Genomic DNA, 20,255 nt, shown 5'->3' with positions numbered 1-20,255 from the left:
TATAATGTGATAATCAACCCCACCCTTAGGTGGGATTGTTATTACTCTTCTAATCTGATATCTAGTCCTAAACCTTTCAATTCGTGCATCAATACATTGAAAGATTCTGGCAATCCTGGCTCTGGCATGGGTTCACCTTTTACGATTGCTTCGTAAGTTTTGGCTCTACCAATAACATCATCAGATTTTACTGTTAAAATTTCTCTTAATGTAGCAGACGCTCCGTAGGCTTCTAAAGCCCAAACTTCCATTTCACCAAAACGCTGTCCACCAAATTGTGCTTTACCACCAAGAGGTTGCTGTGTGATTAGAGAGTAAGGTCCTATAGATCTAGCGTGCATTTTATCTTCAATCATATGACCTAGTTTCAGCATATAAATCACTCCTACCGTTGCAGGTTGATCAAAACGCTCACCAGTTCCACCATCAAAAAGATACGTGTGCCCAAATCTTGGAATTCCAGCTTCGTCGGTCAATTCATTAATTTGGTCTAAAGTGGCTCCATCAAAAATTGGAGTCGCAAATTTCTTACCTAATTTTTGTCCAGCCCAACCTAATACAGTTTCGTAGATCTGTCCAATGTTCATACGCGATGGTACACCCAATGGGTTCAATACGATATCTACTGGAGTTCCATCCTCCAAGAACGGCATGTCTTCTTCTCTTACGATTTTAGCGACAATACCTTTGTTTCCGTGACGACCAGCCATCTTATCTCCTACTTTCAATTTACGTTTCTTAGCCACGTAAATTTTAGCGAGTTTTAAAATACCCGATGGAAGTTCATCTCCTACTGTTATAGTAAATTTCTCTCTTCTTAGGTTTCCTTGAAGGTCGTTTTGCTTAATTTTATAGTTATGCAGTAAGTCTGCTACTAAAGCATTGGTCCCTTTATCTGTCGTCCAAGTCCCTTTAGTCAAGTGGCTGAAATCTTCCACAGAGTTCAACATCTTTAGAGTGTACTTCTTACCTTTTGGTAGAGTATCTTCCCCTAAATCATTTTGAACACCTTGTGCAGTTTTTCCTCCTACGATTCCAAATAACTTTTCAATCAAATGATTTCTTAGCTCTTCAAACTTAACTTGGAATTTTCCTTCCAAAGCATCGATTTCTTGTTTATCCTGAGCACGCTTACGCTTGTCTTTAACAGCTCTAGTAAACAATTTCTTATCGATAACAACACCGTTGAGTGATGGAGAAGCTTTTAAAGAAGCATCTTTTACATCTCCAGCTTTGTCACCAAATATAGCTCTCAATAATTTTTCTTCGGGAGTAGGATCGCTTTCACCTTTTGGGGTGATCTTACCGATAAGGATATCTCCAGGCTTAATTTCTGCACCTATTCTTATCATACCATGCTCATCCAAGTCTTTAGTCGCTTCTTCAGAAACGTTTGGAATATCGCTGGTCAACTCTTCATTACCAAGCTTGGTATCTCTTACTTCTAGAGAATACTCGTCGATATGAACTGAAGTTAAGAGATCATCTTTAACCACACGCTCAGAAATTACGATAGCATCCTCGAAGTTATATCCTTTCCATGGCATAAATGCCACTTTCATATTTCTACCTAAAGCTAGCTCACCATTATCTGTTGCATAACCTTCACAAAGAACTTGTCCTTTAATAACTCTATCTCCAACACGGACGATAGGTTTTAGGTTAATGGTAGACCCTTGGTTTGTTTTTCTGAATTTGATCAGATCATAAGTTTTGTCATCATCGTCAAAACTAACCAATCTTTCATTTTCAGTTCTGTCGTAATCTATGATGATTTTTCTAGCATCTACATACTTGACAGTTCCTTCACCTTCAGCGTTGATCAAAACTCTTGAATCTTGAGCAACCCTTCTTTCAAGTCCTGTTCCTACAATAGGAGCATCTACTCTCAATAGTGGAAGTGCTTGACGCATCATGTTAGATCCCATCAAAGCTCTGTTGGCATCATCGTGTTCCAAGAATGGAATTAATGAAGCAGAGATCGATGAAATTTGGTTTGGTGCAACATCAATATAATCCACATCTTTTGGATCTACAACAGGGAAATCACCTTCCATACGTGCAATAACACGTTCTGAAGTCATCGTTCCATCTTCTGAAATAGGAATATTGGCTTGTGCAATCAATTTATTTTCTTCCTCTTCTGCTGAAAGGTATAAAGGATCTGATTTGAAATCGATTTTTCCATTTTCAACCTTACGGTATGGAGTTTCGATAAAGCCCATGCTGTTTACTTTTCCATAAACAGACATAGAAGAAATCAGACCAATGTTTGGTCCTTCAGGAGTTTCAATAGGGCAAAGTCTTCCGTAGTGAGTGTAGTGAACATCACGAACCTCGAACCCAGCTCTTTCTCTAGATAAACCTCCAGGTCCTAAAGCAGAAAGTCTACGTTTGTTGGTTAATTCAGCTAATGGATTGGTTTGATCCATAAACTGAGACAACTGGTTGGTTCCAAAGAAAGAATTGATCACAGAAGACAATGTCTTCGCATTAATCAAGTCGATTGGTGTAAAGACTTCATTATCTCTAACGTTCATTCTCTCTCTTATGGTTCTCGCCATTCTAGCTAGACCAACACCAAATTGTTGAGACAATTGCTCACCAACTGTTCTTACACGACGGTTAGAAAGGTGATCAATATCATCAACTTCAGCTTTAGAATTTACAAGTTCTATTAAGTACTTGATAATGGTAATGATATCTAATTTAGTAAGAACCTTACTGTCCATACTGATATCAAGACCTAGCTTTTTGTTCATTCTATAACGACCAACTTCACCTAAATTGTAACGTTGATCTGAGAAGAACAACTTATCGATAATACCTCTAGCCGTTTCTTCATCAGGCGGCTCGGCATTACGAAGTTGTCTATAAATATGCTCTACTGCCTCTTTTTCAGAGTTAGTAGGATCTTTTTGTAATGTATTGTATATGATAGCATAGTCACCGGTCAAATTCTCTTCTTTGTGAAGTAAGATTGTTTTTGAACCCGTTTCTAAAATCTCTTCAATATGGTCTTTTTCTAAAACGGTATCACGGTCGAGTACGATTTCATTTCTTTCAATCGACACCACCTCTCCTGTATCTTCATCTACGAAATCTTCATACCATGTATTTAAAACCCTTGCAGCTAGTTTTCTACCAAGGAATTTTTTAAGACCTGTTTTTGAAACTTTGACCTCTTCTGCAAGATCAAAAATTTCTAAAATATCTTTATCTCTTTCAAAACCGATAGCTCTGAAAAGTGTAGTGACAGGTAATTTCTTTTTCCTGTCGATGTAGGCATACATCACAGAATTTATATCGGTCGCAAATTCAATCCACGATCCTTTAAAAGGAATAACTCTAGCGGAATAAAGTTTAGTTCCGTTAGCGTGAAAAGACTGACCAAAAAATACACCTGGTGATCTGTGCAATTGAGACACAACAACCCGTTCTGCTCCATTAATCACAAACGTACCGCTGGGTGTCATGTAGGGAATAGTCCCTAAATAGACGTCCTGTACGATCGTTTCAAAATCCTCATGTTCTGGATCGGTACAGTAAAGTTTTAATCTTGCCTTTAAAGGCACACTGTAAGTTAGACCTCTTTCAATACATTCTTGGATAGAATATCTTGGGGGATCTACAAAGTAGTCTAAAAATTCAAGTACAAATTGATTTCTCGTATCTGTAATTGGAAAATTTTCTTTGAAGGTATTGTATAGACCTTCGTTGGATCTTTCTTCTGGTTTGGTTTCAAGCTGAAAAAAATCTTGGAAAGATTTTACTTGGATATCCAGGAAATCTGGATAATCTGGCTTGTTTTGTACGGAAGAAAAACTAATTCGTTCATTGTGAATTGCTAACATCTAAGAAAGATTTTAATGCTTTGAATTTTATTAAATTCATCAGCAATATTAACTTATAAAAAGTAAAATAAACACGTCGCGTATAGATACGCAAAATGGTTTAGACCTTCAAGACTAAATCTTGTGGTCTAAACCTATTGTTAAAACTGTTGTTAAGCTTACTTAAGCTCAACTTCAGCACCTGCTTCTTCTAGTTGTGCTTTAAGTGCTTCTGCTTCGTCTTTAGAAACACCTTCTTTAACTGGAGCTGGTGCACCATCTACTAATCCTTTAGCATCTTTAAGACCTAAACCTGTCAATTCTTTAACAAGTTTAACTACTGCTAATTTAGATCCACCTGCAGCTTTCAATATTACATCAAATTCTGTTTGCTCTTCAACTTCTTCACCACCACCAGCAGCACCGCCACCAGCAACAGCTACTGCAGCAGCAGCAGGCTCTATTCCATATTCTTCTTTTAAAATATCAGCTAATTCGTTTACTTCTTTTACAGTAAGATTAACTAATTGTTCTGCGAAATCTTTTAATTCTGCCATTTTCTATCGTTTTAGTGTAATTTAATATTTAGTAATTAGTGCGTGTTTATTCTTCTTTTTCTGAAAGGGTTTTTAGGATACCTGCTAGTTTACCTCCACTAGATTTAAGCGCTGAAATAACGTTTTTAGCTGGAGATTGTAACAATCCAATGATTTCGCCAATCACTTCGTCTTTAGATTTAATATCTACAAGAGCATCTAGGTAGTCATCGCCAACATAAACTGACTCTGCAACATAGGCGCCTTTTAAAACTGGCTTATCATTTTTCTTTCTAAAGGTTTTGATCACTTTAGCAGGAGCATTTCCTGTTTCAGAAAGCATAATTGAGGTACTTCCTTTCAAAATACCTGTAAGCTCCCCAAATTCCTTATCTGAACTTTCCATAGCCTTAGCTAGGAGAGTATTTTTAACTACCATCAACTTAACGTCTGCTTTGTAACAAGCGCGTCTTAAGTCTGATGTTAATGTTGCGTTCAATCCTGAAATGTCTGCTAGGTATACATTAGATGAATCTGCTAACTTAGTAGTTAAATCTTTTATTACTGTAGATTTCTCTTCTCTTGTCATAACTTAATATTATTGCTCGGTAAATCGTTTCGTATCGATTTCTATACTTGGACTCATTGTAGAAGCGATGTAGATACTTTTTATATAAGTACCTTTCACTACTTGAGGTTTAAGTTTGACGAGCGTAGTTAGTAATTCTCTTGCATTTCCAGCAATTTTTTCTGCATCAAAGGATACTTTACCTACAGCAGCATGAACGATACCAGTTTTATCAACTTTAAAGTCGATTTTACCAGCTTTCACGTCTGAAACTGCTTTGGCGATGTCCATAGTTACTGTACCAGTCTTTGGGTTAGGCATTAAACCTCTAGGGCCTAATATTCGTCCTAAGGGACCTAATTTACCCATCACACTAGGCATAGTTACGATGACATCAACATCGGTCCATCCTCCTTTGATTTTTTCAAGGTATTCATCCAATCCTACAAAATCAGCACCAGCATCTTCAGCTTCTTTTTCTTTATCTGGAGTAACAAGAGCCAAAACTTTTACGTCTTTACCAGTTCCGTGAGGAAGTGTTACTACTCCACGAACCATTTGGTTGGCTTTTCTAGGATCTACATTCAGTCTTACAGCTAAATCAACAGATTCGTCGAAATTAGCGTAAGCCATATCTTTCAATAAAGCAGAGGCATCAGCTACGGAATAAGTTCTAGTCTCATCCACTTTACTTTGCGCTTCTTTTTGCTTTTTAGTTATTTTTGCCATGTTAATTTCGTTTTGTTAAAATGGTGCATTACCTTTTACGGTTATTCCCATAGATCTTGCTGTACCAGCTACCATTTTCATGGCAGATTCTGTTGTAAATGCATTCAAATCTTGCATTTTATCTTCAGCTATAGCTTTCACTTGATCCCATGTTACGACACCAACTTTTTTACTATTAGGCTCGCCAGATCCTTTCTTTAGTTTTGATGCTTCCATCAATTGAACTGCTGCAGGTGGTGTTTTGATTACAAAATCAAAGGATTTATCCTTGTAAACTGTAATTTCTACAGGAAGGATTTTCCCACCTTTATCTTGAGTTCTACCATTGAATTGCTTACAGAATTCCATGATGTTTACCCCAGCAGCACCTAAAGCAGGTCCAACCGGTGGGGATGGGTTTGCTGCACCACCTTTTACCTGGAGTTTTACTACTTTACTTACTTCTTTTGCCATTTTTCAAAATTTAGTCGAATTGTTTTCAGTGGGAAGCATTATAATTAAAAACAACTCTGTATTATATGTAACATTTAAATTTTCTCTACTTGCATATAGCTAAGTTCAACTGGTGTTTTACGACCAAAGATCTTAACCATAACTTGGAGCTTGCGTTTATCTTCATTTATCTTCTCGATAGTTCCCGTAAAACTGTTGAAAGGACCATCAACTACTTTAATAGCTTCGCCAATATTGAAAGGTATAGCCACATTTTCTTTCTGTGTAGAAAGTTGATCGACTTTACCTAACATTCTATTCACTTCAGATTTACGCATTGGAACAGGATCACCTCTTTTGGTTTCACCCAAAAAACCAATCACTCCATTAACTTGCTTAATCACGTGCCCAACTTCTCCTTCAAGATTAGCGTTGACCATAATGTAACCAGGAAAATAAACTTTCTCCTTGGTGATTTTCTTTCCATTACGGATTTGAACCACATTTTCTGTAGGAACGAGAATATCATCGACGTAATCGCTAAGACCTTGGTGTGAGATTTCTTTTTCAATATAATCTTTCACCTTGTTCTCTGAACCACTAATGGCTCTGACCACATACCATTTTTTTAAGCTTGTTTCTGACATGTGTTATGATTTAACCCAATTAAAATATTGCTTAACAGCTGCGCTAAAAACCTCATCAACTCCCCAAATGGCGAGCGAAAAAAGGATTGAAAACACGGCAACAATAACCATGAGCTTTTGCCCCTCAGCCCATGTTGGCCAAGTCACATGATTTTTTAATTCCTCGTAAGACTCGCTTACGTAATTTTTAAAGTTTGACATCTTCTTAAGATTTGCACGGGTTGAGAGGCTCGAACTCCCGACACCTGGTTTTGGAGACCAGTGCTCTACCAACTGAGCTAAACCCGTAAATAATTCGTTTTTTAAAGCGTGCAAAGAAACAAAATAAAATACACTTAAAAAAAGAAAACTTAAAAAGTTAAGGTATCTCTAAGAGACACCTTAACTAAATTTGTATCTATTCTTAAAAAAGAATTAGATAATTTCAGTAACCTGACCAGCACCAACTGTACGTCCACCCTCACGGATAGCGAATCTTAAACCTACGTTTAAGGCAATGGCTTGAATCAAGTCTACAGTAATGGTTAAGTTATCACCAGGCATAACCATTTCAACTCCCTCAGGAAGGTTGATTGTACCAGTAACATCTGTTGTTCTTACGTAGAACTGTGGTCTGTAGTTATTGTGGAATGGAGTGTGACGTCCACCTTCTTCTTTCTTTAGGATATACACCTCGGCTTTAAATTTAGCGTGTGGCTTAACAGAACCAGGTTTTGCGATAACCATACCTCTAGAGATTTGGTTTTTCTCAATACCTCTTAACAAGATACCAACGTTATCTCCTGCTTCACCTCTATCAAGAATTTTACGGAACATTTCAACTCCAGTAACTGTTGACTTTAAGTTTTCAGCACCCATACCGTTAATCTCTACAGCATCACCAGTATTTGCAACACCAGTTTCAATACGACCAGTTGCAACAGTACCACGACCTGTGATTGAGAATACATCTTCGATAGGCATTAAGAAATCTTTTTCAACATCTCTTTCTGGTAATTCAATGTAGTCATCAACTGCTTCCATAAGATCTATAACAGTTTTGCTCCATTTCTCATCACCTTCTAAAGCACCAAGAGCTGAACCTGAAATAACAGGAGCATTATCTCCATCATATTCGTAAAAAGAAAGCAAATCTCTCACTTCCATTTCAACAAGCTCCAAAAGCTCCTCATCATCAACAAGGTCAACCTTGTTTAAGAAAGTAACAATTCTAGGGATACCCACCTGACGTCCTAATAGGATATGCTCACGAGTTTGTGGCATTGGACCATCAGTAGCAGCCACTACTAAAATAGCGCCGTCCATTTGGGCAGCACCTGTAACCATGTTCTTCACATAATCGGCGTGACCTGGACAGTCAACGTGTGCATAGTGACGATTAGCTGTTTGATATTCAACGTGAGAAGAGTTGATGGTAATACCACGCTCTTTTTCCTCAGGTGCATTATCAATTTGATCAAAAGCACTAGCTTCAGAATATCCAGCGTCTGCCATAACCTTAGTAATAGCAGCTGTAAGAGTAGTTTTTCCGTGATCGACGTGACCAATAGTACCTATATTAAGGTGCGGTTTGGAACGATCAAAATTTTCCTTCTTTGCCATAGTAGTAATTATTTAATCTTAGTTATATATTAGTGTTAATGTTAATAACAACGTATAAAGCCAACAAAACCAAGTTTTGAGACTTTAAAATTGAGCCAACGACGAGAATTGAACTCGTGACCTTTTCCTTACCAAGGAAACGCTCTACCCCTGAGCTACGTCGGCATTCAGATATTTGATATCGAAATAAAATAGAGCGGAAGACCGGGTTCGAACCGGCGACATTCAGCTTGGAAGGCTGACGCTCTACCAACTGAGCTACTTCCGCTTATTTAATCAATATTTCAATACAAAGTCTGACGTTATCCGACTTGGTTGTGGGGAGAGCAGGATTCGAACCTGCGAAGACGTAGTCAGCAGATTTACAGTCTGCCCTCGTTGGCCGCTTGAGTATCTCCCCAAACAATCTGATAATAGAGCCGATAGAGGGACTTACCTCTACTTCGCTATAAACTTCTCGTCCCAAACGCTTCAACTCATTTAATATTAAAGTATAAAATGAACACCATTCTACACTTTGAGCCGATAGAGGGACTCCCCTCAACTTCGTTCTGGATAAACTTCTCGCCCTAAACGCTTCAACTCATTTAATATTAAAGTATAAAATGAACACCATTCTACACTTTGAGCCGATAGAGGGACTCGAACCCACGACCTGCTGATTACAAATCAGCTGCTCTAGCCAGCTGAGCTACATCGGCTTATTAGTATGTCAAACGCTACTTTTCGTAACGGGTTGCAAATATAAAACGATTATTGGTATCTGAAAATTATTTTTTACTTTTTTTCTAATTAAATTGAAAATAAATCCAGCTAGTAATATAGATGCTTACTCTTTGCCTTGTGAGCGAGGATGTGCGGCTTGATGAGCTTTGCTCAGCTCCTTAAAATTCGAATGGGTATAGACTTCGGTTGACGCTAAACTGCTATGTCCTAGTAAATCCTTAATGGCTGAAATATCGGCTCCTTTATCTAGCAGATGCGTAGCAAAAGCATGCCTTAGTAAATGCGGACTTAATTTTTTCTTTGTAGACACCTTTTCAAAATAAGAATGCACGACCCTATACACTAAATTTGGATAAATCGCTTTCCCTTTGGAAGTGACAAAAAGTGCACTCCCTTGAGTCTGCAAAATACTTCTTTCCTGCAAGTAGCGTTCAATTAAAAGAGAGGTCGAGTTAAGCAGGGGTATAAGTCGCTCCTTATTGCGTTTCCCGTGCACTTTAAGCTGTTCTTGCTTCAAATCGAGACTACTCAACTGCAGGTCTATTAACTCCTGTCTACGCATCCCTGTGGCATACAGCAATTCAATGATAAGATGATCCCTAAGACCTTCAAAAGTAGCATCTTCAAAATAATCGGAAACTTTCTCCAATTCAAGAACGGAGAATACCTCTTGCTGGCGTTTTGGCAATTTTAAAGACTTATGCTGCGACATAGGATTTACCTCTATCGCTTGTATCTTCAAGAGAAATTTAAAAAAAGTCTTGAGGGTAGATAGCTTTCTGTTGATGGTTTTATGAGTTAACCCTAACTCTATAAAACCAACAATCCACTGCCGAATCATAGGATAATTGACTTCAGACATGTCCTTAGTATCGTATGTTTCTAAAATGAATACTTGAAATTGATGCAGATCCGAGGCATAAGAAACAATAGTAAGCTTAGCATACTTCTTTTCCAGCAGGAGATAATCTAAAAAGGCATCCGTATACATCATAAAAAAACCATGTCCCTAGGAGAACATGGTTACAAATTTATAATTATAAATCAACTAAATCGTCGGTTTATAATCCTTATTATCGATCACCATTTTGAAGATAATTTTGAGGATATTTTCGCCAAACATCTTTATCAAAACTTTAAGCCCTCAATCAATTAAGTAGCTGGCTTATAGTCCTTGTTATCAATCACCATTTTGGCGATAATTTCTTTCAAAATTTCAGAAGTGCCACCACCGATGGGTCCTAATCTACTATCTCTAAACATTCTAGCTAATGGATAGTCTTCTACATAGCCATAACCCCCTAACATCTGCAAGCAATCGTAAATCACCTCATCGGCAATTTTGGTAGAAAGCAACTTGGACATGGTGGCTTCTTTCACAACGTATTCACCAGCATCTAAACGCTTTGCAGTGGTATAATTGAAGGCTTTAGCCATTTCTACTTCACTACTTCGCTCCGCAATTTTGTGCCTTAAGGCTTGAAACTTATCGATAGTCTGTCCAAAAGCTTCACGCTCCGACATATATTTTAGCGCATATTCTAATGCATATTCTGCTCTCGCATGGCCATTCACCCCCATAATAAGACGCTCAAGAGCAAAGTGCTGCATGATATATGGAAAACCCTGGTTGCGCTCTCCCATCAAATGAGACTTAGGAATCTCAACATTATCGAAAGCCAGCTCAGCCGTATCAGAAGCTCTCCAACCCAATTTATTCAACTTGGTCGCAGAAATGCCAGGTGTATCTCTATCTACTAGAAAAATACTCATGCCCTTTCCTCCCTTCTCTGGAGCTGTTTTAGCAGCTACAATGAGGTAATCGGAATAGACTCCGTTAGTGATAAATGTTTTGGACCCGTTAATGACAAAAGTGTCTTCTTTTTCAACTGCAGTGGTTTTCATTCCAGCGACGTCTGAGCCTCCAAAAGGTTCAGTAATACAAAGACAACCAATCATGTCTCCAGAAATAGAAGCCGATAGATACTTTTCTTTTATCTCCTCACTTCCCTCTTTATTGATGTGGGTCATAGCTAGATAAGCATGTGCCCATATCGCTGCAGCAAAACCACCAGAATTTATTTTCTGAAGTTCCTCCAAAAGGATAATGGTATAAAATAAGTCTAAATCTAAGCCACCATATTTCTCCGGATAAGCTAGACCGAAATAGCCCATATCACCAAACTTTTTCCAAATAAAACGCTCTATGCTTCCTTCTTCCTCCCATTTATCTATGTGAGGAACGACTTCCTTCTGAAGGAATTCCTTTAAACTCTTTCTGAACATTTCATGTTCTTCACTAAAATACATGTGATCCATATCTCTAAGTCTATTTTAAGTATTATTCTCTAATTTCCAAATATAATTGAATTCTGTCTAATTTATAACTTGGAAACCCTTCGATTTTTGATAATTCTTCAAAATTACTAATCCCTTCTCTCAATTTTATAAAGTTGACTATGCTTCTAGCCATTTCATAATCGAAATAAGGAAGCTCGGACAGCCCAAGCACACTGATGGTATTGATATCTTGCTTCTCTATTTCTAAAGGTGTTTTTAAAGCGATTTGCTCTTCCAAACGTTCTATCACTTCTGAGTTTAACCCGTACACATCTTTAAGTTGAATTGTATTGACAAAGCCCCCTAGTTGACTTCTATGCCTCACTATTCTATTGGCTAGGGCCTCTCCTATCCCATCTACTAGGATCAATTCATCAATATCAACGGTATTCAGGTCTTTCTTTTCTGAATATTTTAATGACTTGCGCTTCGGTTTTTTAGAATCTTGTTCTTGGCGCTCAATCACCCAATCTGGAAACTTAAAGTAAGTACTGTAAGTTGTCATCCATTGGTCGGAAACTCCAGTCACTTTCTGAAATTGAGCTTTGGAATTGATCCATTCGTCTTTAGCTCTAAACTCAAGAAGCCTATCAATTTGCTCGGTAGTCATTTCCAAAGTATACCCTTTATAATCAGTCACAAAATTAGGATTAAAAGGATAAATGACTCTTTGATCCTCAAGGCTTTGTTGTTTTTTTAACGAATCTACAAGGCGATGAAGAGAATCTGCGGTTTTAGAAAATTCAAACGGCTTGTTGGCCTCAGATAAGGTATTCAAACTAAAGTAATTGATAGCTATCCCTGCAATCAAAATAAGGCAGAATAAGAAAATTCCGTTTCGGTCACCTTTAGTGTAGCCAAAACGGAATTTTCTTGAAGATTTCATCAGTGGATTTTTATTTTTTCAAGACCTCTTTTTTAAAGATTTGTCCTGATTTTAGTTTGTCCATGTATTCTTTTAAATCTTTTCTCACTTCACCAGACATAATATACAGTCCAATAATGTTAGGGAAAGACATCGCTAATATCATCATATCTGAAAAATCTAATACAGCTCCTAAACTTACAGAAGCTCCTAAGACCACAAACAATAAAAATATGATTTTATAAATCAATTCTGATCGATTACTTCTTCCAAAAATATAAGTCCAAGCTCTCATTCCGTAGTAAGACCAAGATATCATTGTAGAGAAAGCAAATAAGAAAACGGCAACAGAGAGCACGTATGGAAACCATGAGATCACACTTCCAAAGGCATCAGTTGTCAATTGCACACCAGACACTCCTTCTACTTCATGCATCCCTGTAAAGATCAATACCAAAGCGGTAAGTGTACAGACCACAACGGTATCTATAAAGGGTTCTAATAAAGCCACAAAACCTTCTGAGGGTGGATGGTTAGTTTTGGCGGCAGAGTGAGCGATAGCCGCAGACCCTACACCAGCCTCGTTTGAAAAAGCTGCTCTTTGGAAACCAACCACCAACACTCCTATAAAGCCCCCTTTAAGCGCTGTAGGTGTAAATGCTCCACTGAATATGGCATTCAGAGCTGGGCCTAGATTTTCAATATTCATCCCAATGACCACCAAAGCTCCTATAATATAAACCCCAGCCATAACTGGAACTACTTTGCCGGTTACTTTTGCAATACTATTAATACCTCCAATGATCACGACGCCTACCAATACGGCTAGGAAAACTCCAAACCAAAAGCCATTACCCACTAAAAACGGGATCTGACCAGAGAGAATATCGAAGGATTGATTGGCTTGGAACATATTACCACCTCCGAAGGACGCTCCAATTGCTAGGACCGCAAAAAAGGCTGCTAAAAATTTACCCAATTTACCTAAATTTCGTTTTTCAAGACCATATCTTAAGTAGTTCATAGGACCCCCAAAGATTCTGCCTTCTTTATTGATAAATCTATATTTCACCCCCAAGGTACACTCTACAAACTTTGAAGACATACCTAAAAATCCAGCAAGAATCATCCAAAATGTAGCTCCAGCTCCTCCTAAGGAAACAGCAATCGCAACACCAGCAATATTCCCTAGTCCAACAGTAGCAGAAACTGCAGTTGCTAAAGCTTGAAAATGCGTAATTCTACCAGGCGCATTGGGTTCGTCGTATTTTCCTCTGGCGAGTTGTAAGGCGTGTTTAAAACCTCTAATGTTGATAAAGCCCATTCTAAAGGTAAAGAATGCCGCTCCAAAGATCAGCCAAATCACAATAAAGGGTATATCCTTAGTTAATGGAGTCCCATTAGGATGGGTGAGAGCTACTGGGTCATCAAATGTAATTTTACCAAATTTATGTGCATTTTGATTAATGACATCTGCTTTGCTGCTAGGATCGTAAATATAATCTCCATCCTCTGCAAGGTGTTCTATCTTTCCGTTGGCAGGTGACTTTACAATTTCACTTTCTCCATCAACTTCTATAATGGCGATGTCTTGTCCTTTTTTAACCGTTTCTTCTTCTTGAACAAGCCACTGCTTGAGCAAGAATTTATTTTGAGTATTAGGTTCCCAACGTGGGGCAAATAATAATTTTTCCTTGGTGTAGACTACTGGATCGTATATACCAACTGCAGCAAAGGGATCCCAGAATAGAACACTCCCCATGCTGTTTACAATAGGCTTAAAGGTACCATTAAAACTTTCTACAATAGATTCCGCTTTTATTTCGAAGGATTTTTCAGCAAAATTCCCGTTGGCATCTGTGACTTTTACAGTATGAGTTATCCCTTCTGTAAGATCACTAGATTTAGCTGAACTTAATGGCGTTTCATCATTACTCCATTCGTAAGTGTAAGGAGGAATTCCTCCAGATACATTCAATTCTATTTGACCATCATTAATTTGTTCTGAAGGGTTAATCAAGGTTTCTTCAATTTGTAAATCTTGAGCAAATGTCAATGAAACAGTGAACATTAGCAAAACGATCAGACTGATATTTCTTACCATAAGGTTGTTTATAATTTAGTATTTTCAGTGTAAAAAGCAATGTCGAAATCTTAGGGATTTCAAAATATCCCGCAATATGCAAAAAATATGCTTTGCATTCAAACTCAAAACCCTAAAATCTTTAAGAAGTAGTTTTGTATTTATTAAGACTTATTGGCAAGGTTTCTGAGCTCTCATCATATGCCTTTTCCCGGGAGGACCTTCTATAATATCTACCTCAAAACCAATAGCTTGCAAAGCTCTTCTTGCGGTTCCTTTTACGCAATAGGTAACAAAAACCCCTCCTGGGGTCAAGGCCTCGTAGAACTTTTGGAATAGTGGAGCTTCCCATAATTCAGGTTGAACACCTGGCCCGAAAGCGTCATAAAAGACCACATCCACCTCTTGTTTCAACTTTAAATCGGAAAAAAACATCTTATTTTTCTTCAGTTGAAAGGTCTTGGAAATCGGTGTCCATTCTTCCCATTTCGCCTGATGTAAATCTTCATAGACCTGTTGAGCAGAAGCAGAGTCAAGTTCTCTGTGATACTCCATTGCTATATGTTCCTCACTAGAAATAGGATAGGCCTCCAAACCGCTGTAGTCTACAGAAACTCCATGGTGTTCTGCCCAGAAATAAGTCAGCAAAGCATTAAGACCTGTCCCAAAGCCAGCTTCCAGAACCTTTAGGCTTTTAGGGTGGTACAACTCATTATAATAGTCCAAACCTGCTTCCATATAAACGTGCTTAGATTCTTGGATAGCCCCGTGAGTAGAGTGATAATGCTCATCCCAGTCTTCTAGTCTTATCGTTTTGGAACCGTCTTTTGTGGTAATGATACTTCGCTTCATAAATCCTTTTTATAAATCGAATACCGATGTGCGCTTAGTATAGACCAAGTCTTTCAATTTCAACCAAAATGCTAAAGTCAAGTAAAGTCCAAAACCAAAACCGAAGGTGGCAAAAGAAATGTAGATGAAAAAAATTCGCACTGATTTTGCTTTCATCCCCAGCTTGTCGGCAAGGCGAGAGCTTACATAAAATCCGTGCTTTTCAAAAAACGTCCGTAGATTGTATATAAAATTTTTCATGAGTGTATAAGTTCTAAGCCAATCTGGCATTTCAAGCAGCGATTAAGATCACAATACTTAGTTTTTAATTGAATAAATGCTTGACTTTCCAAGGCCGAAGCCACCACATTGGTTTTTAAAGAATCAAATCCTTTGGTAATGCTATTTTGTTCTGGTTTTAAGGCGGTAATAATCGGATAAATACTCGTTTCAAAATCGGTTTGTCCTTTGTATTTGGCGTAAGCAAACTTCAAAGGCAAAATGGTATTTATAATTAAAAGATCTTTAAACGATTGGCTTAAGGCTTTCGTTTTGGATTTGCTTTCTTTCCCAAAGGTATAGTGGGTTTTCCAATAGCTAGATACTTTTGCCTCTAAGCTATCGCTTAATTCTTGTTTGGTTTTACATTGAATTAGCTCAGAAAATAAGTTTGGTTTTTTATGATATACGTCTGCGAATTGAGATAACCTTATGGTTGGGAAATTGTCGGGGCGAAGTCTAAAGTATTTCACTTGACTCTTTACCTTTTTGGGTAACTGAAATTTTTGAGCTAAAAAACCGTATTCATCCTGAAGTTGTTTAAAATAAACATCTTCTGAATCTGAATTCAACAAACCACCTAATCCAAAGCACAAGGCCTCTAGTTGAAGAGGATGCTGAAAACATTTTTGAAAAACTTTAAAATCGGCAGCATTACTCATTTGTAGAAAGGCTTCTCCATTCACATTCAAGCCAAAAGCTTTGGCCATAAGCTTAAAGCCCACCTCATCCCAGCTGTTATGGGATACTTTCAATAAATTCAGAATTAATTCATTTTTATCTTCCAAACGCTCAATATAGAGTCGCTCTAGCCAGTTATTGAGTTTAAAAGTATCCACGTCTTTAAAATGGGTTTCACAATTGATCCACTGTTTAGACGTATTGCTTAGCAAAGCTTCGTAAGCAGAAACCTGTTCTGTAGAGATATAGTGTTTTAGTTCCAAGCAAGGAATTACCGATTCATCTTTCCTGAAAATGCTCACATCCTCTTCCCAGACCACATGCAAAATAACATTATCGTAGGCAGAATCCACCTCGTGCTTATGCGCATACCAATCTGAGGATAGGATATGTATTTCCAGATTTCCTACCCAGTGTTGCCCATCGATGACTATTTCAGCTTTAAAGAAATCGGGGCCAGATTCTGTTTCGTTATGAAACCCCGTATTCAAAATCTGGAGGGATTCTCCACGCGTCGTTTTCAATTGGCTAGTATCCAATTTTTTATATTTCCAAACGCTATGAAGAAAAGCTTCCTGCATCTTAAAAGGTTTTTACTTTGGAGAGGACTTCATCCTTAAAACTATCTACCCAAGCCTTATATTGAAGACCGCTGGGGTGCAGTAAATCTTCGGCTAGCATGTGCTCATGTTTATGCAAGGGTTTGCTCAGCTGTTGCAGGGGATAGTAGGCTACATTATAGCGCTGACTCATTTTCTGGATGTATTTATTGTAGCGTTTCAATCGTGATGATATTTTTTTTAGCTTTTCATCTTGAGCAAATTTAGACAAACTATAATCTGGAATGCCCACGACAAAAACACCTTTGTTTTGTTGACTACTCAATGCAATTGCAGTTTTCAAAAGATCTTCAAATTCAGATTTAAACTTTTTAAAAGGTTTTTTTTGATATTGATTATTGACACCAATAAGCAAAGAAACCAAGTCAAAAGACTCTTCTTTATAATCTTGTGAAGCGATAGAATCTCGAAGCTCGTCGGTTCTCCAACCTGTGACTGCTATGATTTCGGGCTTGTCTACAGGATATCCTTGTTGATCAAGAAAGCTAGCCAATTGGAAAGGCCAAGACTCCGCTTCGGAGACCTTTTCTCCTATAGAGTAGGAGTCGCCTAAGGCTAAGTAACTAAGAGAGTCTTGTGCAAAAGTGGAGGACATAGTTGTTAATAAAAATAGGGCAATAATTATTTTCATCTCAATAAATAAGGTTGAATTTCTATTCTTTTATAATGAATTTAGTTTGAATTTAATAGCGTTACACTTAGGGTTTTAATCCATCTAAATTTACTCAAAAATAAGAAATAATCGGCTTATAGCATGACTAAAGCAAATCGGCAATAGCAGGTTTGAGTTGAGCGTAATTGAACTGAAATCCCGTAGACAGCATTTTCTTGGAGCTCACCAACTGACTCCCTAAAACGATGGTCGCCATTTCTCCTAGCATCAATTTCAAGACAAAGGCAGGAACCTTTGGTAGAATAAGTGGCCTTTCAAGTCGCTTAGCAATGCATTCCGTTAATTCTTTATTGTTCACTGGATTGGGGGCTACAGCATTAAAAACACCTTCTAGTTTATGCTCCATGACGTAGACAAAAATTCTGGTTAGGTCTTCGATATGGATCCAGGATTGCCATTGTTTCCCGGTTCCTAGAGGCGCCCCTATATAATTTTCGATGGGTTGTTTTATTTTTTCAAGGGCACCGCCGTCTTTAGCTAAAACCACCCCTATTCGAATTTTGGCGACGTCTATACCGAGTTTACCCACCTCATCGGCAGCCGCTTCCCATTCTAAGACGACATCTGCCAAGAAATTATTGCCTTGTGAGAAATGCTCTTCCTCATGGAACTTGGTTAACGAATCTTTGTATAGCCCAATTGCGCTGGCGGAAATAAGCTGCTCTATATGATGGTCTTGGGAAGACAAGGCCTTTTTGAGCGTCATCAAAGTATCGAGTCTGCTATTTAAAATCTCTTTTTTGTAGGAAGACGTCCATTTTTTGGCCACACTTGCTCCAGCTAGGTTGATGATGGTGGTGACGTCTTTTAAACTCTCTGTATCTATTTCGGACTTGGAAGGATCCCAATAAAAACCTTGGTAATTCGGTTGAGTTTTAATTTTGGATCGGCTTGTGGTTAGATAGTTCACCCCAATGCCTTTCTCGTGGAATAGCTCCACTAAAGCCTGCCCGACTAATCCTGTTGCTCCTGTAATTAAAACCCGCATACCCTTGAATTTGTTTTTTCTTAAATTTAACGAGATTAATTTAGCCTCAACTAAGGTTTAGTAAGGTTTTAACTAGATGCTGAAATGAGACTTTATACTTCAACTAGATGCTGAAACAATCCCGAGGCTTCGGTGGTAGCTTAAGAGATCTTCAATAGTTGTTACCTTAATGTGGCATTGTCATAAAAATTTGAATTGTCAATTTTGAAATTTTAAATATGAAATGACCAGTCTAAAATGTGGCTTCGATACAATTTTTCAAAAGAAAAATCACTCAGCCACCGGTTCACCCTTGTCATCTCGAGGGAAACGCAGTGACGAGAGATCCCTTCATTCCGTACAAGCGATAGCGTGATACGGAATCTGTTTAGGTGGTGTACTCAGCTTGAAGATGTATTTTTTATCTAGGATTTAGAAAGAATTAGTGTTTTCATTCATTTTTTCCATTGATGAATCCCGAGGTGTCGGGAGAACCAATCCCCAAAGCCTTGGGGACTAGGCTTACGAACTTCAATTTAATTTTTACGACCTCTTTTCGTAGGCCGTTTTCTTTCTGTTGAGAAGCTTTCCATCTTGAGCTTGAATAAAACCACTTTTTGAATTAAAAATTCTTAATTATCAATTTTGAAATTTTGAAATTTTAAATATGAAATGACCAGTCTAAATGTGGCTTCGATACAATTTTTCAAAAGAAAAATCACTCAGCCACCGGTTCACCACTCACCACAGACTGACAACAGATAACGGACAACGGAGAACACACCACTCACGTCTCACCACTCACCACTAATAGCTCCTTTAGGCTTAATCAAGTTCTCGATACAATGGTTTTGGTCTATCAGTCGTCAGTCGCCAGTTCACCGGTCTACCAGTTCACCAGTCTACTATTTTACCACTCACGACTCACCACTCACGTCTCACCACTCACTACTAAACCATTACACTACTTCACCACTCACGATACCTGTCACTTCGAGCCTGCTTGCGTTCCTTGGAAGGCAGGTGATTTTCGAAAGAAAATTGTATCGAGAAGTGCTTTTAAGCCATGAGATTGGTCGATTTCTCTGTAACATTTATGCTTTCATTACTTTTTACCATCGCCGTAAAAAGTAACCAATCCCCAAAGCCTTGGGGACTAGGCTTATTTTTATGTCTTTGAAAACTACAAAAGCGGTTCCTCCACGCAAAGCAAACCGTTTCACTAGTGCTTTGCTCCTTTATCCTTTCTTCACCACTTTTTTGTTTTCTAACCTCCATAAAAAGTAGGCCGTTTTCTTTCTGTTGAGAGGTGGTCTAATGTTAGGTACTCAATCGAGTTCTCGATACAATGGCTTTGGTCTATCGCCACAAACCCATCACTCGAACTGACAGAAACTACTCACCACTCACGACTCACAACTAATTTCAGCCTTAGGCCTAGTCGAGTTCTCGATACAATGGCTTTGGTCTATCGCCACAAACCCATCACTCGAACTGACATTTAAATGTGGCTTCGATACAATTTTTCAAAAGAAAAATCACTCAGCCACCGGTTCACGCTTGTCATTCCGTACAAGCGATAGCGTGATACGGAATCTGTTTAGGTGGTGTACTCAGCTTGAATACGTTATGTCACTTCGAGTGATTTTCGATAGAAAATTGTATCGAGAAGTGCTTTTCATAAAAATTTGAATTATCAATTTTGAAATTTTAAATATGAAATGACCAGTCTTAACCTGGCTTCGATACAATTTTTCAAAAGAAAAATCACTCAGCCACCAGTTCACAGTCACCAGTCTACCAGTTCACCAGTCCACAGTTATCAGTCTACAGTCATCAGTCA

18 protein-coding genes and 5 tRNA genes are annotated in these 20,255 nt (G+C 38.2%); all 23 read right to left on the bottom strand.

Annotation, left to right across the window (positions count from 1 at the left end):
* Positions 1-41 precede the first annotated feature (41 nt).
* The 23 genes from rpoB to PGOND44_RS09730 all read right to left on the bottom strand — a co-directional run bounded on the left by rpoB (position 42) and on the right by PGOND44_RS09730 (position 19,690).
* The gene (gene rpoB / locus PGOND44_RS09840) at positions 42-3,854 is read right to left on the bottom strand and encodes a DNA-directed RNA polymerase subunit beta (RefSeq protein WP_003440895.1); all 3,813 of its coding nucleotides are present in this window, start codon (positions 3,852-3,854) and stop codon (positions 42-44) included.
* A gap of 158 nt (positions 3,855-4,012) precedes the next feature.
* Positions 4,013-4,390: a 50S ribosomal protein L7/L12 gene (gene rplL, locus PGOND44_RS09835; protein WP_003440893.1), complete on the bottom strand. Its 378-nt coding sequence runs from the start codon at positions 4,388-4,390 to the stop codon at positions 4,013-4,015.
* A gap of 46 nt (positions 4,391-4,436) precedes the next feature.
* A complete protein-coding gene (gene rplJ / locus PGOND44_RS09830; protein WP_003440890.1) occupies positions 4,437-4,958 on the bottom strand; it encodes a 50S ribosomal protein L10 in 522 nt (173 codons plus the stop codon).
* Between the two features lie 9 nt (positions 4,959-4,967).
* A complete protein-coding gene (gene rplA, locus PGOND44_RS09825; RefSeq protein ID WP_003440887.1) occupies positions 4,968-5,666 on the bottom strand; it encodes a 50S ribosomal protein L1 in 699 nt (232 codons plus the stop codon).
* 15 nt (positions 5,667-5,681) lie between these two features.
* Positions 5,682-6,119: a 50S ribosomal protein L11 gene (rplK, locus tag PGOND44_RS09820; protein WP_003440884.1), complete on the bottom strand. Its 438-nt coding sequence runs from the start codon at positions 6,117-6,119 to the stop codon at positions 5,682-5,684.
* Between the two features lie 74 nt (positions 6,120-6,193).
* Entirely contained in the window at positions 6,194-6,745 is a 552-nt protein-coding gene (gene nusG / locus PGOND44_RS09815) for a transcription termination/antitermination protein NusG (RefSeq protein WP_003440881.1), read from the bottom strand.
* Between the two features lie 3 nt (positions 6,746-6,748).
* Positions 6,749-6,946, bottom strand: a complete 198-nt coding sequence (secE, locus tag PGOND44_RS15340) for a preprotein translocase subunit SecE (protein ID WP_003440876.1) — start codon at positions 6,944-6,946, stop codon at positions 6,749-6,751.
* Positions 6,947-6,960: 14 nt separating this feature from the next.
* Positions 6,961-7,033, bottom strand: a tRNA-Trp gene (locus PGOND44_RS09805).
* Between the two features lie 126 nt (positions 7,034-7,159).
* On the bottom strand, positions 7,160-8,347 hold the full coding sequence (gene tuf, locus PGOND44_RS09800) for an elongation factor Tu (RefSeq protein WP_003440873.1): 1,188 nt from the start codon (positions 8,345-8,347) through the stop codon (positions 7,160-7,162).
* A 93-nt stretch (positions 8,348-8,440) separates the two neighbouring features.
* Positions 8,441-8,512 (bottom strand) — tRNA-Thr (locus PGOND44_RS09795).
* Positions 8,513-8,542: 30 nt separating this feature from the next.
* Positions 8,543-8,615, bottom strand: a tRNA-Gly gene (locus PGOND44_RS09790).
* A gap of 50 nt (positions 8,616-8,665) precedes the next feature.
* A tRNA-Tyr gene (locus PGOND44_RS09785) sits at positions 8,666-8,747 on the bottom strand.
* A gap of 227 nt (positions 8,748-8,974) precedes the next feature.
* Positions 8,975-9,048 (bottom strand) — tRNA-Thr (locus tag PGOND44_RS09780).
* 128 nt (positions 9,049-9,176) lie between these two features.
* Positions 9,177-10,067: a tyrosine-type recombinase/integrase gene (locus PGOND44_RS09775; RefSeq protein WP_003440869.1), complete on the bottom strand. Its 891-nt coding sequence runs from the start codon at positions 10,065-10,067 to the stop codon at positions 9,177-9,179.
* A gap of 158 nt (positions 10,068-10,225) precedes the next feature.
* Entirely contained in the window at positions 10,226-11,392 is a 1,167-nt protein-coding gene (locus tag PGOND44_RS09770) for an acyl-CoA dehydrogenase family protein (protein WP_003440862.1), read from the bottom strand.
* Between the two features lie 22 nt (positions 11,393-11,414).
* Entirely contained in the window at positions 11,415-12,299 is an 885-nt protein-coding gene (locus tag PGOND44_RS09765) for a helix-hairpin-helix domain-containing protein (RefSeq protein WP_003440859.1), read from the bottom strand.
* A 10-nt stretch (positions 12,300-12,309) separates the two neighbouring features.
* Entirely contained in the window at positions 12,310-14,382 is a 2,073-nt protein-coding gene (locus PGOND44_RS09760) for an amino acid carrier protein (RefSeq protein WP_003440856.1), read from the bottom strand.
* A 150-nt stretch (positions 14,383-14,532) separates the two neighbouring features.
* The gene (mnmD, locus tag PGOND44_RS09755; protein ID WP_003440852.1) at positions 14,533-15,213 is read right to left on the bottom strand and encodes a tRNA (5-methylaminomethyl-2-thiouridine)(34)-methyltransferase MnmD; all 681 of its coding nucleotides are present in this window, start codon (positions 15,211-15,213) and stop codon (positions 14,533-14,535) included.
* Positions 15,214-15,222: 9 nt separating this feature from the next.
* The gene (locus tag PGOND44_RS09750) at positions 15,223-15,453 is read right to left on the bottom strand and encodes a hypothetical protein (protein WP_003440851.1); all 231 of its coding nucleotides are present in this window, start codon (positions 15,451-15,453) and stop codon (positions 15,223-15,225) included.
* A complete protein-coding gene (locus tag PGOND44_RS09745) occupies positions 15,450-16,733 on the bottom strand; it encodes a DUF2851 family protein (RefSeq protein ID WP_003440818.1) in 1,284 nt (427 codons plus the stop codon). The genes PGOND44_RS09750 and PGOND44_RS09745 overlap by 4 nt, the downstream gene beginning before the upstream one ends.
* 1 nt (position 16,734) lies before the next feature.
* Positions 16,735-17,403 carry an SGNH/GDSL hydrolase family protein gene (locus tag PGOND44_RS09740; RefSeq protein WP_003440814.1) on the bottom strand — a complete coding sequence of 223 codons (669 nt, stop codon included), beginning with the start codon at positions 17,401-17,403 and terminating at the stop codon, positions 16,735-16,737.
* A 127-nt stretch (positions 17,404-17,530) separates the two neighbouring features.
* Positions 17,531-18,433 carry a TIGR01777 family oxidoreductase gene (locus tag PGOND44_RS09735; RefSeq protein WP_003440812.1) on the bottom strand — a complete coding sequence of 301 codons (903 nt, stop codon included), beginning with the start codon at positions 18,431-18,433 and terminating at the stop codon, positions 17,531-17,533.
* A 1,038-nt stretch (positions 18,434-19,471) separates the two neighbouring features.
* Positions 19,472-19,690, bottom strand: coding sequence for a hypothetical protein (locus PGOND44_RS09730; RefSeq protein ID WP_040555985.1), 219 nt, complete (start codon positions 19,688-19,690; stop codon positions 19,472-19,474).
* Positions 19,691-20,255 lie beyond the last annotated feature (565 nt).

The sequence above is a fragment of the Psychroflexus gondwanensis ACAM 44 genome, from assembly GCF_000355905.1.
Classification (GTDB): Bacteria; Bacteroidota; Bacteroidia; order Flavobacteriales; family Flavobacteriaceae; genus Psychroflexus; species Psychroflexus gondwanensis.
Note: the sequence above shows the minus strand (reverse complement) of the source record. Positions and strands in the feature narration are given on the sequence as shown.